Raw genomic sequence first — 16576 nt, 5'->3', positions numbered from 1 at the left:
CAACAATAGTCAGGTGCCGCTCCGGGAAGTTTTTGCTGCAGTGGCGCACTCCGCCTTGCGCCGGAAAAACCCGAACAGCTACTTGAAATGCAGCGTCCTGGACTTCGCTGTGGTAGCGGAGCGCTTGTCCTTGAGCCAGACAACTCTGGCCGCAGGTGGCGTCTCCACGTGTGGCAATGCGCCGACGCGTCCATGCCCGCCCTCCGGAAGGGATTCCAGATAGGCCTTGATCACTTCGAATTCAGCGCGGCTCAAACCACGCAACTCCAATTCAGCAGGCACTTCATCGCGTAATCGAACGGAGGTTCTGGCGACCTCGAGGGCCAGGCCCAGACGATCGATCAGCCGTTCGTAAAGCTCCGGTTTGGTTACTTGTTGCTGCGACTCTCCCATCCGTTCACCTCATTGAAGATAAATATATCTCCCCCCACACATGAGCTTAGCGTTACTCGCAAAAGCAGCCGGACGCCGCGACCAACGGCCCGCCGCGCCAAAGGCGGTGCAATCAGGGTTTCCCTCGGTGGACAGGGGTCATGTATGCTAGGGCGTTCACCATACTTGACACCGGATTGCCGATGCAGCGGTTTGATCGCTGCCTGGATAAGGTCTCCCATTTCTCAGCGCAAAGTAGCCATGCACGAACTCTATCAGCCCCGCGAAATCGAAGCCGCCGCCCAGTCTTACTGGGATGAGCGAAAGTCTTTTGAAGTCAGTGAACAGCCAGGCAAGGACACGTACTACTGCCTATCGATGTTCCCGTACCCAAGCGGCAAGCTACATATGGGCCACGTGCGCAACTACACCATCGGTGACGTGATCGCCCGTTACCAGCGCATGCTCGGCAAGAACGTCCTGCAGCCAATGGGCTGGGACGCCTTCGGCATGCCGGCGGAAAACGCCGCGATGAAGAACAACGTCGCCCCGGCCAAGTGGACCTACGAAAACATCGACTACATGAAGACCCAGCTCAAGAGCCTGGGCCTGGCATTCGACTGGTCGCGTGAAGTCACCACTTGCAAGCCGGACTACTACCGCTGGGAACAGTGGCTGTTCACCCGCCTGTTCGAAAAAGGCGTGATCTACCGCAAGAACGGTACCGTGAACTGGGACCCGGCCGACCAGACCGTGCTCGCCAACGAGCAGGTCATCGACGGTCGCGGCTGGCGTTCGGGCGCGCTGATCGAGAAGCGCGAAATCCCGATGTACTACTTCAAGATCACCGACTACGCCGACGAGCTGCTGGAAAGCCTCGACGAGTTGCCGGGCTGGCCTGAGCAGGTCAAGACCATGCAGCGCAACTGGATCGGCAAGTCCCGCGGCATGGAAGTGCAGTTCCCCTACGACCAGGCCAGCATCGGCCACGCCGGGGTGCTGAAAGTCTTCACCACCCGTCCGGACACCCTGATGGGCGCCACCTACGTGGCCGTTGCCGCCGAGCACCCGCTGGCCACCCAGGCCGCCCAGGGCAACCCCGAGCTGCAAGCCTTCATCGATGAATGCAAGAGCGGCAGCGTCGCTGAAGCCGACATCGCCACCCAGGAGAAAAAGGGCCTGGCCACCTCGCTGTTCGTCGAGCACCCGCTGACCGGCGAGAAGTTGCCGGTGTGGGTCGCCAACTACGTGCTGATGCACTACGGCGATGGCGCAGTAATGGCGGTACCGGCACACGACGAGCGCGATTTCGAGTTCGCCCACAAGTACAACCTGCCAGTGAAGGCCGTGGTGCGCACCAGTGCCGGCGATGAAGTCGGCAACGAGTGGCTGGCCGCCTATGGCGAGCACGGCCAGCTGATCAATTCCGGCGAATTCGACGGCCTGGACTTCGCCGGCGCGTTCGACGCCATCGAAGTGGCGCTGATCAAGAAAGAGCTGGGCAAATCCCGCACCCAGTTCCGCCTGCGCGACTGGGGCATCAGCCGCCAGCGCTACTGGGGCTGCCCGATCCCGATTATCCACTGCCCGTCCTGTGGCGATGTGCCGGTACCGGAAGAGCAACTGCCGGTCATCCTGCCAGAAAACGTCGTGCCCGATGGCGCCGGCTCGCCGCTGGCGCGCATGCCCGAGTTCTACGAGTGCAGCTGCCCGAAATGCGGCACCGCGGCCAAGCGTGAAACCGACACCATGGACACCTTCGTCGAGTCGTCGTGGTACTTCGCCCGCTACGCCTCGCCTAACTACGAAGGCGGCATGGTCGACCCGAAAGCGGCCAACCATTGGCTGCCGGTCGACCAGTACATCGGCGGTATCGAACACGCGATCCTGCACCTGCTGTACGCGCGCTTCTTCCACAAGCTGATGCGCGACGAAGGCCTGGTCACCTCCAACGAGCCGTTCAAGAACCTGCTGACCCAGGGCATGGTCGTTGCCGAAACCTACTACCGCGTTGCCAGCAACGGCGGCAAGGACTGGTTCAACCCGGCCGACGTCGAGATCGAGCGCGACGCAAAGGCCAAGATCATCGGCGCCACGCTGAAAACCGACGGCCTGCCGGTCGAGATCGGCGGCACCGAGAAGATGTCCAAGTCCAAGAACAACGGCGTTGACCCGCAGGCGATGATCGAAGCCTACGGCGCCGACACCTGCCGCCTGTTCATGATGTTCGCCTCGCCGCCGGACATGAGCCTGGAATGGTCCGACTCCGGTGTCGAAGGTGCCAACCGCTTCCTGCGCCGCGTCTGGCGCCTGGCCCAGGCCCACGTGGCCCAGGGCCTGCCGGGCAAGCTGGATGTCGCCAGCCTCGATGACGGGCAAAAAGTGATCCGCCGCGCCATCCACGCAGCCATCAAGCAGGCCAGCACCGATGTCGGCCAGCACCACAAGTTCAACACCGCCATCGCCCAGGTGATGACCGTGATGAACGTACTGGAGAAAGCCCCGCAAGCCAGCGAACAGGACCGCGCCCTGCTGCAGGAAGGCCTGGAAGCTGTAACCTTGCTGCTGGCACCGATTACCCCGCACATCAGCCACGAGCTGTGGCAGCGCCTGGGCCACCAGGACGCAGTGATCGATGCGGCCTGGCCGGTACTGGACGAGGGCGCCCTGGTCCAGGACAGCATCGTCCTGGTCATCCAGGTCAACGGCAAGCTGCGTGGCCAGATCGAAATGCCGGCCGCGGCCAGCCGTGAAGAAGTCGAAGCCGCCGCGCGCAGCAACGAGAACGTGCTGCGCTTCACCGAAGGCCTGAGCATCCGCAAGGTCATCGTGGTACCGGGCAAGCTGGTCAACATCGTCGCCAACTGACAGGAAACGCCGGCCCGCCACAGCGCGGGCCGGCGCACAGAATCGGCCCACAAGGGAGCTACAACATGATCAAACGCAATCTGCTGGTAATGGGCCTGGCCGTGATGCTCAGCGCCTGCGGTTTCCAGCTGCGCGGTACCGGCAACACGGAACTGGCGATCAAGGAACTGGACCTGAGCGCGCGTAACGCCTACGGCGATACCGTGCTGCAGTTGCGCCAGGCATTGCAAAGCAACGGCGTCAATGTCCACGCCGGCGCGCCTTACAAGCTGGTGCTGACCAACGAACAAGAGTCCCAGCGTGCGGCAACCTACGCCGGTTCCGGGCGCTCGGCCGAGTACGAACTGACCACCGTGCTGAGCTACAGTATCGAAGGTCACAACGACACCAACCTGCTCAACGACAAGCTCGAAGTGCGCAAGGTCTACGTGCATGACGGCAACAACATCACCGGTTCCGACCAGGAAGCCAACCAGACCCGCAAGGAAATGCGCCGCGACCTGGTGCAGAACATGCTCGTACGCCTGCAACTGCTGACCCCGAGCCAGCTTGAAGGCCTGCAACAAAAGGCTGACGAACGTGCGCAAGCCGAAGCCGACGCCCTGGAAGCTGCCCGCCGTGCCCAGGACGAAACGCCTCAGCAGTCGCCGCTGCAACTGCCGCGCAACTGAGACTGAACGGGGCACTTCGGTGCCCCGTCTGCCATCATGAAACTCACTCCCGCCCAGCTCAACAAACACCTGCAAGGCAGCCTCGCGCCGGTTTACGTGATCAGCGGCGATGACCCGCTGCTGTGCCAGGAAGCGGCCGACGCCGTGCGTGCCGCGGCGCGCCAGCAAGGCTTCGATGAGCGCCAGGTGTTCAGCGCCGACGCCAACTTCGACTGGGGCACCCTGCTCCAGGCCGGGGCCAGCCTGTCGCTGTTCGCCCAGCGCCGCCTGCTCGAGCTGCGCCTGCCCTCCGGCAAGCCTGGCGACAAGGGCGCGGCAGCACTGATCGAGTACTGCGCCAAGCCTGCCGAAGACACCCTGCTGCTGATCAGCCTGCCCAAGCTCGATGGCAGTGCGCAGAAGACCAAGTGGGGCAAGGCGCTGATCGAAGGCCAGCACGTCCAGTTCGTGCAGATTTGGCCGGTAGACAGCCACCAGTTGCCGCAATGGATCAGCCAGCGCCTGTCCCAGGCCGGGCTGAGCGCCCAGCGCGACGCGGTTGACCTGATCGCCGCCCGGGTTGAAGGCAACCTGCTGGCAGCAGCCCAGGAGATCGAGAAGCTCAAGCTGCTGGCCGAAGGCAATCAGATCACGGTTGAAACGGTCCAGGCGGCAGTAGCCGACAGTGCCCGTTTCGATGTGTTCGGCCTGGTCGATGCGATCCTCAATGGCGAGGCAGCCCATGCTTTGCGCATGCTTGAGGGCTTGCGCGGCGAAGGGGTCGAGCCACCGGTGATTCTCTGGGCCCTGGCCCGGGAACTGCGCCTGCTGGCCGGGCTTGCCCAGCAGTTCAGCCAGGGCGTGCCGCTGGACAAGGCCTTCAGCCAGGCCCGGCCGCCGGTCTGGGACAAGCGCAAGCCGCTGATGAGCAAAGCCCTGCAACGCCATTCGGCGCAGCGCTGGAGCCAGTTGCTGCAGGATGCCCAGCGCATCGATGCGCAGATCAAGGGCCAGGCCCAGGGTTCGCCGTGGACCAGCCTGGCGCGCTTGTCGTTGTTGATGGCGGGGCAGCGCCTGGCTTTGCCGGCGGAGTGAAATGTATCGCGGGGCAAGCCCGCTCCTACCGATTTGTGTGGAAGCGGGCTTGCCCCGCGATAACTTCACACCTATATTGCGCCCCACACCCACCCTGCAGGACTCCCTGTCATGAGCAAAAAACCCGCAAAGCCCGGGCCCAACAAGGCCAAATCCATCGTCGCCCAGCCCTTGTTCCGCAGCCGCCAGGAACGCGCCGGCAAAGGCAAAGGCAGCTACCGCCGCGAAGCCTTCCAATCGAGAGATTGGGAGGCTTCTTACTTTTTGGCCGCATAAAGGCAAGAATCCGGCAGGCATGGTATGGTCGGCACCTGACCTGAAATACCTGGACCTGTGCATGCCCCTTTGTCTTTCCCGTCGCTGGCAACCTCGCCAGCTGATTGCCGCCTCCAGCCTCATCCTGCTTGTCGCCTGCGCGGAGAAACCCACCGCCGCCGATGCGCTGCCGCTGGCCCCTGCCCAACCGGCTCCAGTCGTCACCCTGCCCACCCCTGCCGTCGACACGCTCAGCGAGATCCAGCCGCTGCAAAGCTTCGCCCAATGGCAGGCGGGATTCCGCCAGCAAGCCCTGCAAGCGGGTATCAATGCCAGCACCTTCGACCGCGCATTCCTCGGTGTCACACCCGACATGGACGTGATCAAGGCCGACCGCAGCCAGCCTGAGTTTACCCGGCCGGTATGGGAGTACCTCGATGGTGCGCTGTCGCCACTGCGGGTACGCAACGGCAAAGGCCTGCTGGAAAAACATGCCGAGTTGCTGAGCCAGATCGAACAACGCTACGGCGTCGACCGCAATGTGCTGGTGTCGGTGTGGGGAATGGAGAGCAACTTTGGCCAGTTCCAGGGCAACAAATCGGTTATCCGCTCTCTCGCCACCCTGGCCTATGAAGGCCGCCGCCCGGCATTCGCCCAGGCGCAGTTGATCGCGGCGCTGCAAATCCTGCAAAACGGTGATATCCAGCCCGACGCCATGAAGGGCTCGTGGGCCGGGGCCATGGGCCAGACCCAGTTCATCCCCACCACCTACAACACCCATGCCGTGGATTTTGACGGCGACGGCCGCCGGGATATCTGGAACAGCTCGGCTGACGCCCTGGCCTCGACTGCGCATTACCTGCAGAGCTCCGGCTGGAAACGCGGCGAACCCTGGGGTTTTGAGGTGCAGCTGGCGCCTGGCTTCGACTACTGGCTGGCCGATGGCAGCCAGCGCAAGCCGGTATCGGAATGGCTGCAGATGGGCCTGAAACTGCCCGCCGGCGTACGTTTGCCAGCCGGCAGCGAGCAGCTGTCCGCCGCCCTGCTGTTGCCGGCCGGTTATCGCGGCCCGGCATTCCTGGTACTGGACAACTTCCGCGCGATCCTCAAGTACAACAACTCGTCGTCCTACGCCATGGCCGTCGGCCTGCTCGGCCAGCGCTTCGATGGCTCGGGCTACATTGCCGGCTCATGGCCCAAGGATGACCTGCCACTGAGCCGCAGCGAGCGTGTCGAGCTGCAGACCCTGCTCAGTGCCCGCAACTACGACGCCGGCGCCGCCGACGGCATCATCGGCGCCAACACCCGCAAGGCCATCCGCAGCGCCCAGCAGGCGCTGGGCTGGCCGGCTGATGGCTATCCGACGCACAAGCTGCTCGATAGCTTGCGTCAGCGCTGAAGCACCTCGCGGGGCAGGTCACTCTGGCCTGCCCCGCGATGGCGCTCAAACAAATCCTGCTCCAGTCGCAAACACTTGCCATCGGCATCCAGGCACACCCTGGCCCCCATCGGCAACGTCAGGTTCGGGTCGCAATGACCACTGCGCCAGCCGGCCAGCACCGGCACCTGCAGCGGTGCAAAGAACTGGCGCAGCAAGGGCGCCAGCGCCTCTAGTGCAATCCCGGCGAAATCCCCGACCAGCACGCCACGAATCCCTTCGAGCTTGCCCGCCAGACGCAATTGCGTCAGCAGGCGGTCGACCCGGTACAGCGGCTCGTTGACGTCTTCGATAAACAGAATACCGCCATCACAGTGGAGTTCTGCCGGGGTGCCCAGGGTCGCGCACAACAACGACAGATTACCCCCCAGTAAAGGCCCGCTGGCAGTGCCTGGCAGGATGGTGGTCAATGGCCAGGCCTGAGGGTGCTCAAGACGGTCACCGGCGCCCAGCTGGCCGCGCAGCTGCTCGAACAACGAAGAGAGTGTCGGCTCCTGCTTGTTGCCCAGCAGCTCCGACTTGAGCATGGCACCATGGAAAGACACAAACCCGGCATGACGGGCAATCGCCGTGTGCAGCGCGGTAATGTCGCTGTAGCCGACCAACGGCTTGGGATGCCGGCGCAGCAAGTCGAAATCGATGTTTTCCAGCAGGCGCATGCTGCCGTAGCCACCGCGCAGGCAGATGATGGCATCGACATCCTTAGCGGCAAATGCACTGTGCAGGTCTTGCAGGCGCTGCGCATCGCTACCGGCCAGATAACCCTCGGCGGCGGTTACTCCCGGGTAGATCCGGCAGCGATAGCCGCGCGCCTCGAACCACTGGTTGACCTTGAGCGTATCGACCTGAGCGGGACCTGCCGGGGCGATGATTGCGATCAGCCCGCCAGCGGGCAAGGCCATGGGCAACGGCTGGGCGTGAGACAGCACATCGGCCTGATGGGTGAAGGGAAGGTTCATCCAGACGACTCCTTGTGTGGACAGGTCGGCAAACAAAAATGCCGATGTCGCTTTGCAGCAGACATCGGCATCGAGACAACCAGGCTGTCGATCAGAGCTTGATCTTGGCCTCATGCGCCTGCTGGTCGGCATGGTACGAAGAACGCACCAGCGGACCGGAAGCAACGTTCTTGAAGCCCATCTTGTAACCTTCTTCGGCGAACCAGGCAAAGGTGTCCGGGTGCACGAAACGCTGCACCGGCAAGTGGCTGCGCGACGGCTGCAGGTACTGGCCGAGGGTCAGCATGTCGATGTTGTGCTCGCGCATGCGATGCATCACTTCGATCACTTCTTCATCGGTTTCGCCAAGGCCCAGCATCAGCCCGGACTTGGTCGGTACGTGCGGCACCAGTTCCTTGAACTTCTGCAGCAAGGTCAGCGACCACTGGTAGTCCGAACCCGGACGCGCGGCCTTGTACAGGCGCGGTACGGTTTCGAGGTTGTGGTTGAACACATCCGGCGGGGTTTCGGCGGTAATCGCCAGGGCTACATCCATGCGCCCGCGGTAGTCCGGCACCAGGGTCTCGAGCTGCACACCCGGCGACAGCGCGCGGATCTCACGGATACAGTCGGCAAAATGCTGGGCACCACCGTCGCGCAGGTCGTCGCGGTCCACCGAGGTGATCACCACGTACTTCAGGCGCAGGTCGGCAATGGCCACGGCGAGGTTCTTCGGCTCGTCGACGTCCAAGGGCTTCGGCCGGCCATGGCCGACGTCGCAGAACGGGCAGCGACGGGTGCAGATGTCACCCATGATCATGAAGGTCGCGGTGCCGCCCGAGAAGCACTCGCCCAGGTTCGGGCAGGAGGCTTCTTCGCAGACGCTGTGCAGCTTGTGCTTGCGCAGCAGTTGCTTGATGCGGTCGACTTCCGGCGAAACCGGGATACGCACGCGAATCCAGTCAGGCTTCTTTGGCAGCTCGTCAGTGGGGATGATCTTTACCGGGATACGCGCGACTTTTTCCGCGCCACGCAGTTTGACACCCGCCTCGACCTTCGGCCGAGGCGCTGGCGTCACGCTTTGCACTGGTTCTTGCACAACAGTAGTCATATTCAGAAGATTCCGCCCGTAAGGGTCGTCTGCTCAGCATAGTCGAGGTGCTTGACCAGCTGCCCGCGCAGCCTTGCCCTTACCTCAGAGAGTTCGATCGAGCCTGCCTGGTCGCGCAGCTGGGTCATGGCCAGCCCCGCATACCCGCAGGGGTTAATCCGGCGGAATGGCGCCAGGTCCATGTCCACGTTCAAGGCAAGGCCGTGGAACGAACAGCCATTGCGAATCCGCAGGCCGAGCGAGGCGATCTTCGCCCCGTCGACATAAACGCCTGGGGCATCGGCCTTGGCCGCCGCCTCGACGTTGTAACTGGCCAGCAACTCGATCAGGCAGCGCTCGATGCGGCTGACCAGATCGCGCACGCCAAAACCCAGGCGGCGTACATCCAGCAGCAAGTACGCCACCAGCTGACCCGGGCCGTGATAGGTCACCTGGCCGCCGCGATCGGTCTGCACCACCGGGATGTCACCCGGTACCAGCAGATGCTCGGCCTTGCCGGCCTGGCCCTGGGTGAACACCGCCGGGTGTTCAACCAGCCATACCTCATCCGCGGTACCCGGGCCACGCTGGTCGGTAAACCGACGCATGGCCTCCAGCACCGGCTCGTAAGGCAGCAGGCCGAGGTCGCGAAAGCCGAGACACGCGGGCATCAGAGCACCATTTTCACGATTCCGGTCGCGCGCAGGGCGCTGTTGATATCGTGCAGCTGGTCTTCACCCGTGGCGATGATGTGCAGTTGCACCGTGGTGTACTTGCCTTCCTTGCTCTGACGTTCAGCCAGGGTACTCATGTCGACCGTGGCGTACTTCTTGAGGATCTCGATCACCGTGTCCTTGAAATTGACCACGGTGTCGCCGATGACCTTGATCGGGTAATCGGCGCAGGGGAATTCGATTTTGTGCGACTTGTCAGCTTCGGTCATAGCAGTAACGGCCTCGTAAGCCGTGGCAACAACAACGCCCCCGCATGAGTGGCGGGGGCGTGGCAGGTCACGATATCAGTTGAACAACCCGTAGAAGAATAGCCGAATGCTATCCCACACACGACGGAAGAAACCACCTTCCTCAACGCCATCCAGCGCGATCAGGTCGGCACTGTGGACAACCTTGTCATCCAGTTTGACTTCCACTTTACCGATCACGTCACCTTTGTTGATCGGAGCGATCAATTGCGGGTTCATGGTCATGCTTGCGGCCAGCTTTTTCAATTGGCCTTTAGGCAAAGTCATGGTCAGGTCTTCGGCGAGACCGGCTTTGACCTGATTGGTTGCGCCCTTCCAGACCGGTGCCTGGGCAAGCTCGGTACCCTTCTGGTAGAAGGTCTGGGTTTCGAAGAAGCGGAAGCCGTAGGTCAGCAGCTTCTGGGTTTCGGCCGCACGCGATTGCTCGCTGTTGGTACCGAAGACCACGGCGATCAGGCGCATGCCGTCACGTACTGCCGAAGACACCATGCAGTAGCCGGCTTCGTCGGTGTGGCCGGTTTTCAGGCCGTCGACGGTCTTGTCGCGCCACAGCAGCAGGTTGCGGTTAGGCTGCTTGATGTTGTTCCAGAAGAACTCTTTCTGCGAGTAGATCGCATAGTGAGCCGGGTCTTCGTGGATGATCGCGCGCGCCAGCACTGCCATGTCGTGGGCCGACGAGTAGTGCTCGGGGTTCGGCAGGCCGGTCGGGTTCATGAAGTGGCTGTTGCTCATGCCCAGGTCGCCGGCGGTCTTGTTCATCATGTCGGCGAAGGCGTCTTCGCTGCCGGCGATGTGCTCGGCGAGGGCGACGCTGGCGTCGTTACCCGACTGGATGATGATGCCGTGCAGCAGGTCGCTGACGCTGACCTGGGTGCCGACCTTGATGAACATCCGCGAACCGCCGGTGCGCCAGGCGTTTTCGCTGACGGTGACCGGGTCGTTTTCGCCGATCTGCCCGCGACGGATATCCAGGGTCGCGATGTAGGCGGTCATCAGCTTGGTCAGGCTCGCCGGAGGCAGACGCTGGTCACCATTGTTCTCGACCAGGATGTTGCCGCTGGAGGCTTCCATGAGCACGTAGGACTTGGCAGCCAGTTGCGGCGGCGACGGCATCATTTGCTCTGCCGCGAAGGCGGCAGGGGCAATCATCAGCGGTACAAGCAGGCAAAGGCGTTTGGCAAAGCTGGTTATGTTCATCCGTCTCTCGAAATGGCTAATGGGCTCATGCCCTCATGGGCAAAACGTTTACAGGCGCATGGCCTGACGGGCAAAACCGCCATTGTACATGGCGGCTGCGCCCGGCTGCATGACAAACCGATCAGTCCCCCCGATCAGTCTGCCGTGACGACTTTGGGCTGCCCCAGATTGGCCAGGCGCACGCTGTCCTGCATCTGCTGGGCTTCACCCTGGCTGTTGATCGGCCCCAGGCGGACCCGGTGCAGGGTCTGCTGGTTGCGCACGATCGAACTGATGAACACCGGTGCGCTGACCATGCTGCTGAGCTTGGAGCGCAGCAGTTCGGCGGCATCGGGGTTGGCAAAAGCGCCGACCTGCAAGTAAAGACCATTGCTGGCCATCGTGTTGTTGCTGGCGACTTGCAGGGGTACGACCGCAGCGGCGTGCTGCTGCGGCGGTGGCGTCCATTGCTCGACCGTGCCGGTGCTGGCCGGCAGCGCCTGGGTCTGGGCCACTTGCGGCTGGTCGAGGACCATCGGCGCCGGCTGGCCGCGCTGGGCCCACCATTGTTTCGGGTCGATGCCTTCGACGCGCACCCGCGCGGTGCCGGTCTCGGCATAGCCGAGCTTCTTCGCCGCCGCGTACGACAGGTCGATGATGCGGTCGGAATAGAACGGCCCGCGGTCGTTGACCCGCAGGATCACGCTGCGCTGGTTGTCGAGGTTGGTAACCTTGACGTAGGCCGGCAGCGGCAGGGTCTTGTGCGCCGCGCTCATACCGTAGAGGTCATAGACCTCGCCGTTGGCGGTGTTCTGGCCGTGGAACTTGGTGCCGTACCAGGATGCCGTGCCCTCGGCGCGGTAGTTGCGCGAGTCGGGGATCGGGAAGTAGGTCTTGCCCAGCACGGTGTAGGGGTTGGCCTTGTAGTTGCCGGTGTGCACAGTCGGGGTCGCGTCGGGGATCTTCGAGACGTCGACGTCCCACCAGGGCGCGCCGTCCTTGTGGGCCCGGTTGATGTCCAGGCCGGGCTTGGCCCGCACGACATTGGCATTACCCTGGGTGGAGGTGCTCGGGCGGCTGCTCGAACAGCTCACCAGCACCAGGCCCAGGGCCGCGCAACCCAGCAGTTTCAGCGATGTAGCGGAGAACATTACGCGCATTACTTGGCGCCCCGTGCTTGAACCAGCAGGTCCGAGAGCTGATGCACTGCCATGGCATACATCACGCTGCGGTTATAGCGAGTGATCGCGTAGAAGTTTTTCAGGCCCAGCCAGTATTCCGGGCCGTTGTCACCTTCGAGCCGGAAGGCGGTGACCGGCAGATCATCGCGCAGCGCATCATGACTCGACCAGCCCAGTGCCCGCAACTCCCCGACCGTCTTGACCGCGTCGATGCCCGGGCTCAGGCCTTCGTCGACGCGTTCGCCACGCACCGTGGCGCGGCTGACCACCTGTTCGCCGGCTACCCAGCCATGACGCTTGAAGTAGCTGGCAACGCTGCCGATGGCATCGTCCGGGTTGTTCCAGATATTGATGTGGCCGTCGCCGTCAAAATCCACGGCGTAGGCGCGAAAGCTGCTCGGCATGAACTGCGGCAAGCCCATGGCCCCGGCGTAGGAGCCCTTGAGGGTCAGTGGGTCAACCTGCTCTTCACGGGCCAGCAACAGGTACTCGCGCAGCTCCTTGCGGAAGAATTCGGCACGCGGCGGATAATCGAAGCCCAGGGTCGACAGCGCATCAATCACCCGGTAATTGCCGGTGTTGCGGCCAAAGAAGGTTTCGACGCCGATGATCGAGACGATCACCTGGGCCGGCACGCCGTATTCCTGTTCGGCGCGGGCCAGGGTGGCCTCATGCTGGCGCCAGAAGTCGACGCCGCGGGCGACGCGGGCGTCGGTGAGGAACATCGGCCGGTAGTCTTTCCAGGGTTTTACCCGTTCAGCCGGGCGCGAGATCGCGTCAAGGATCGACTGCTTGCGCTGAACCTCGCGAAACACCCCCATTAGTTGCTCACCGGCAAAACCGTAGTCGCGGGTCATTTCGCCGACGAACTCGGCTACCTGGGGCGAGCCGTCGTAGTCGCCGGCAGCAGCGCCTTGCGCTCCGCCGAGCAAACCTACAAAGCCGACCCAGGGCGCACAACGAGCCGCCCAGCCACGCATTGCTTGCATGTAATTCTTCACCTTATTCAAACCTGCGCAATCCATTTGCGATGCGTATGGATCGACATTAAAACCCCAAACGCTGACAGCAGCGTCACCAACGAAGTTCCGCCATAACTAATGAAGGGCAGCGGCACCCCCACCACGGGCAACAAGCCGCTGACCATACCGATATTGACGAACACATAAACAAAGAAGGTCATGGTCAGGCTGCCGGCCAGCAACTTGCCGTAGAGCGTCTGGGCCTGGGCGGTAATCACCAGGCCGCGGCCGATCAGCAGCAGGTAGATCAAAAGCAGCGCGCAGATGCCGACCAGGCCGAACTCCTCGCCAAGCACGGCGATGATGAAGTCGGTGTGGCTTTCCGGGAGAAAGTCCAGGTGCGACTGGGTGCCCAGCAGCCAGCCCTTGCCGAACACCCCGCCCGAGCCGATCGCCGCTTTCGACTGGATGATGTTCCAGCCGGTGCCCAGCGGATCGCTTTCCGGGTCGAGAAAGGTCAGTACCCGCTGTTTCTGGTAGTCGTGCATGACGAAGAACCACATCGCCACCGCCACCGGCACTGCCGCCGCCACCACGCTGAGGATCCAGCGCCAGCGCAGGCCGCCCATGAACAGCACGAAGGCGCCGGAGGCGAGGATCAGCAAGGCGGTACCCAGGTCTGGCTGGCGCACGATGAGGATGAACGGCAGGCCGATCAGGATCAGGCTGATCACCACGTGCTTCAAATGCGGCGGCAGCGAGCGCTTGGCCAGGTACCAGGCGATGGTCGCCGGCATGATGATCTTCATGAACTCCGAGGGCTGGAAGCGGATCACCCCGGGAATGTTGATCCAGCGCGTGGCGCCCATGGCGTTGTGGCCCATGACGTCAACCACCACCAGCAGGATCACCCCGACCACATAGGCAAGGGGCACCCAGCGCGCCATGAAACGTGGTTCGAGCTGGGCAATGACGAACATCGACACCAGGCCGATGCCGAACGAACTGGCTTGCTTGAGCAGCAGGTCCCAGTTCTTGCCGCTGGCCGAATAGAGCACGAACAGGCTGCCGGCAGCCAGGGTCAGCAGCAGGATCAGCAACGGGCCGTCGACATGGATGCGCTGCAGGAAGCTTGCGCGACGACGCATTACGTCCTCGCTGGAAAGCATGCGATCGAAATTGTTCTTCACTGGGCCGATTCCTGAACGACGGTGGCGGGAGCGAACTCGGATTTGAGCCGGCCATGCTCGTCGAGCAACCAGGCGTCCATTACCTGACGCATCACCGGCGCCGCGACGCGGCCACCCGCTTCGCCGTTTTCGATCATCACCGAAACCACGATCTTCGGGTTCTCTGCCGGGGCGAAGCCGACGAACAGGGCGTGGTCGCGGTGGCGTTCCTGAACCTTGTTGCGGTCGTACTTCTCGCCCTGCTTGATCGCTACCACCTGGGCGGTACCACTCTTGCCGGCAATCCGGTACTGGGCACCGGCGGCGGCGGCGCGGGCGGTACCGCGGGCGTTGTGCATCACCTGCTCCATGCCATGGGTGACCCTGGCCCAGTCGGACTTGTCACGCAAGACGATGTCTTCCATCGGGTTCTCGTCCACCGGTGGCTGGCCTTCGATGGTCTTGGCCAGGTGCGGACGGTTCCACTTGCCCTTGCTGGCGATCAGGGCGATGGCCTGGGCCATCTGCAGCGGCGTGGTCTGCATGTAGCCCTGGCCGATACCGAGGATCAGCGTCTCGCCCGGGAACCAGGCCTGGCGGCGGGTGGCGCGCTTCCATTCGCGAGTCGGCATCAGGCCGGCGGACTCCTCGAACATGTCGAGGGAGACTTTCTGCCCGAGGCCGAACTTGTTCATGTAGCTGGACAGACGGTCGATGCCCATCTTGTGCGCCAGGTCGTAGAAGTAGGTGTCGTTGGAGCGCATGATCGCCAGGTCGAGGTCGACCCAGCCGTCGCCGCTGCGGTTCCAGTTGCGGTACTTGTGGTCATAGTTGGGCAGTTGGTAGAAGCCCGGGTCGAACACCCGGCTGCTGGCGGTGACCACGCCACTGTCGAGGCCGGCGATGGCCACTGCCGGCTTGATGGTCGAACCCGGCGGGTACAGGCCGCGCAGCACGCGGTTGAACAGCGGCCGGTCGATCGAATCGCGCAGCTCGGCATAGGCCTTGAAGCTGATGCCGGTGACGAACGGGTTGGGGTCAAAGCTTGGCTGGCTGACCATCGCCAGTACTTCGCCGGTATTTGGGTCGAGTGCGACAATGGCGCCGCGGCGCCCGCCCAGCGCGGCCTCGGCAGCTTCCTGCAGCTTGATGTCGAGGCTCAGGACGATGTCTTTGCCGGGGATCGGGTCGGTACGCTTGAGCACCCGCAATACCCGGCCACGGGCGTTGGTCTCAACCTCTTCGTAACCCACCTGGCCGTGCAGTTCCGGCTCGTAGAAGCGCTCGATGCCGGTCTTGCCGATATGGTGGGTGCCGCTGTAGTTGACCGGGTCGAGGGTCTTCAGCTCTTTCTCGTTGATCCGCCCGACATAACCGACCGAGTGAGCAAAGTGCGCTCCCTGCGGGTAATGGCGCACCAGCTGCGCGACCACCTCGACGCCGGGCAGGCGGAACTGGTTCACCGCAACCCGGGCGATCTGTTCTTCGGTCAGCTCGAACAGGATCGGCACCGGCTCGAACGGCCGGCGGCCCTGGCGCATGCGCTTTTCAAACAGGGTGCGGTCGTCCGGGGTCAGCTCGAGCACCTCGACGATCACATCGAGTACCTGCTGCCAGTCGCCGGAGCGCTCACGGGTCATGGTCAGGCTGAAGCTTGGCCGGTTATCGGCGACGATCACCCCGTTGCGGTCGAAGATCAGCCCGCGAGTCGGCGGAATCGGCTGCACATGCACCCGGTTATTTTCCGACAGGGTCGAGTGATAGTCGTACTGGATCACCTGCAGGTAATACAGGCGGGCGATCAACACGCAAATCAGCAGGACGATCGCCACTGCACCGACCACGACGCGGCTACGCACCAGACGGGCGTCTTTCTCGTGATCCTTGAGGCGAATCGGCTGCGACATTGAAAAGGCTTAAGGCTTATTTGTGGTAGGGGTGCCCGGACAATACGGTCCAGGCGCGGTACAGCTGTTCGCCGATCAGTATCCTTACCAACGGGTGGGGCAGTGTCAGCGGCGACAGCGACCAGCGCTGCTCGGCCCGCGCACAGACTTCCGGCGCCAGCCCTTCGGGGCCGCCGACCATGAAGTTGACGGTACGCGAATCCAGCCGCCAGCGGTCCAGCTCGACCGCCAGTTGCTCGGTACTCCAGGGCTTGCCATGGACCTCCAGGGTGACAATCCGTTCCCCTGGCTGGACCTTGGCAAGCATGGCCTCACCCTCCTGACGGATCAGGCGGGCGACGTCGGCATTCTTGCCCCGGGTATTGAGCGGTATTTCCACCAGCTCCAGCGACAGCTCCGCGGGCAGGCGCTTGGCATATTCATGCCAACCGTCCTCGACCCACTTGGGCATGCGCGAGCCGACCGCGATCAGACGCAGACGCACGAGCCTTCC

Annotated in this window: 16 protein-coding genes; 5 read left to right on the top strand and 11 right to left on the bottom strand. The window is 63.2% G+C overall.

Annotated features, from left to right (window positions below):
• Window positions 1-78 precede the first annotated feature (78 nt).
• Window positions 79-393: a hypothetical protein gene (locus BLR26_RS06670; RefSeq protein ID WP_045199850.1), complete on the bottom strand. Its 315-nt coding sequence runs from the start codon at window positions 391-393 to the stop codon at window positions 79-81.
• 240 nt (window positions 394-633) lie between these two features.
• Here BLR26_RS06670 and leuS point away from each other — a divergent pair, with 240 nt between their 5' ends.
• From leuS to BLR26_RS06645, 5 genes are all read left to right on the top strand, one after another.
• The gene (gene leuS, locus BLR26_RS06665) at window positions 634-3240 is read left to right on the top strand and encodes a leucine--tRNA ligase (protein WP_093379194.1); all 2607 of its coding nucleotides are present in this window, start codon (window positions 634-636) and stop codon (window positions 3238-3240) included.
• Window positions 3241-3305: 65 nt separating this feature from the next.
• Window positions 3306-3911, top strand: a complete 606-nt coding sequence (gene lptE, locus BLR26_RS06660; protein ID WP_093379191.1) for an LPS-assembly lipoprotein LptE — start codon at window positions 3306-3308, stop codon at window positions 3909-3911.
• A 36-nt stretch (window positions 3912-3947) separates the two neighbouring features.
• Window positions 3948-4985, top strand: a complete 1038-nt coding sequence (gene holA / locus BLR26_RS06655; protein WP_045199856.1) for a DNA polymerase III subunit delta — start codon at window positions 3948-3950, stop codon at window positions 4983-4985.
• A gap of 111 nt (window positions 4986-5096) precedes the next feature.
• A complete protein-coding gene (gene arfA / locus BLR26_RS06650; protein ID WP_045199858.1) occupies window positions 5097-5261 on the top strand; it encodes an alternative ribosome rescue factor ArfA in 165 nt (54 codons plus the stop codon).
• A 61-nt stretch (window positions 5262-5322) separates the two neighbouring features.
• Window positions 5323-6639, top strand: coding sequence for a lytic murein transglycosylase (locus BLR26_RS06645; protein WP_045200053.1), 1317 nt, complete (start codon window positions 5323-5325; stop codon window positions 6637-6639).
• Here the strand turns inward: BLR26_RS06645 and BLR26_RS06640 are convergent.
• The 10 genes from BLR26_RS06640 to rlmH all read right to left on the bottom strand — a co-directional run bounded on the left by BLR26_RS06640 (window position 6630) and on the right by rlmH (window position 16567).
• The gene (locus BLR26_RS06640) at window positions 6630-7637 is read right to left on the bottom strand and encodes a S66 peptidase family protein (protein WP_093379188.1); all 1008 of its coding nucleotides are present in this window, start codon (window positions 7635-7637) and stop codon (window positions 6630-6632) included. The two genes, BLR26_RS06645 and BLR26_RS06640, sit on opposite strands and share 10 nt — an antisense overlap.
• A 91-nt stretch (window positions 7638-7728) precedes the next feature.
• The gene (lipA, locus tag BLR26_RS06635) at window positions 7729-8727 is read right to left on the bottom strand and encodes a lipoyl synthase (RefSeq protein ID WP_010222903.1); all 999 of its coding nucleotides are present in this window, start codon (window positions 8725-8727) and stop codon (window positions 7729-7731) included.
• A 2-nt stretch (window positions 8728-8729) separates the two neighbouring features.
• Window positions 8730-9377: a lipoyl(octanoyl) transferase LipB gene (lipB, locus tag BLR26_RS06630; RefSeq protein ID WP_045199863.1), complete on the bottom strand. Its 648-nt coding sequence runs from the start codon at window positions 9375-9377 to the stop codon at window positions 8730-8732.
• Window positions 9377-9649: a DUF493 domain-containing protein gene (locus BLR26_RS06625; RefSeq protein ID WP_045199865.1), complete on the bottom strand. Its 273-nt coding sequence runs from the start codon at window positions 9647-9649 to the stop codon at window positions 9377-9379. Before BLR26_RS06625 ends, lipB begins: the two co-directional genes overlap by 1 nt.
• A gap of 75 nt (window positions 9650-9724) precedes the next feature.
• On the bottom strand, window positions 9725-10885 hold the full coding sequence (locus tag BLR26_RS06620; protein ID WP_045199868.1) for a D-alanyl-D-alanine carboxypeptidase family protein: 1161 nt from the start codon (window positions 10883-10885) through the stop codon (window positions 9725-9727).
• A gap of 134 nt (window positions 10886-11019) precedes the next feature.
• Window positions 11020-12024: a septal ring lytic transglycosylase RlpA family protein gene (locus BLR26_RS06615; RefSeq protein ID WP_045199870.1), complete on the bottom strand. Its 1005-nt coding sequence runs from the start codon at window positions 12022-12024 to the stop codon at window positions 11020-11022.
• Window positions 12024-13034, bottom strand: coding sequence for a lytic murein transglycosylase B (gene mltB / locus BLR26_RS06610; protein ID WP_045200056.1), 1011 nt, complete (start codon window positions 13032-13034; stop codon window positions 12024-12026). Before mltB ends, BLR26_RS06615 begins: the two co-directional genes overlap by 1 nt.
• Before the next feature lie 17 nt (window positions 13035-13051).
• Window positions 13052-14155 carry a rod shape-determining protein RodA gene (gene rodA, locus BLR26_RS06605; RefSeq protein WP_045200058.1) on the bottom strand — a complete coding sequence of 368 codons (1104 nt, stop codon included), beginning with the start codon at window positions 14153-14155 and terminating at the stop codon, window positions 13052-13054.
• A gap of 38 nt (window positions 14156-14193) precedes the next feature.
• Complete coding sequence (mrdA, locus tag BLR26_RS06600; RefSeq protein WP_045199872.1) at window positions 14194-16083, bottom strand: penicillin-binding protein 2; 1890 nt, start codon at window positions 16081-16083, stop codon at window positions 14194-14196.
• A 16-nt stretch (window positions 16084-16099) separates the two neighbouring features.
• Entirely contained in the window at window positions 16100-16567 is a 468-nt protein-coding gene (gene rlmH / locus BLR26_RS06595; protein ID WP_045199875.1) for a 23S rRNA (pseudouridine(1915)-N(3))-methyltransferase RlmH, read from the bottom strand.
• Window positions 16568-16576 lie beyond the last annotated feature (9 nt).

It is taken from the genome of Pseudomonas sp. UC 17F4, assembly GCF_900101695.1.
In the GTDB taxonomy this organism is placed as follows: Bacteria; Pseudomonadota; Gammaproteobacteria; order Pseudomonadales; family Pseudomonadaceae; genus Aquipseudomonas.
This window is presented reverse-complemented; position numbering and strand designations above follow the sequence as displayed.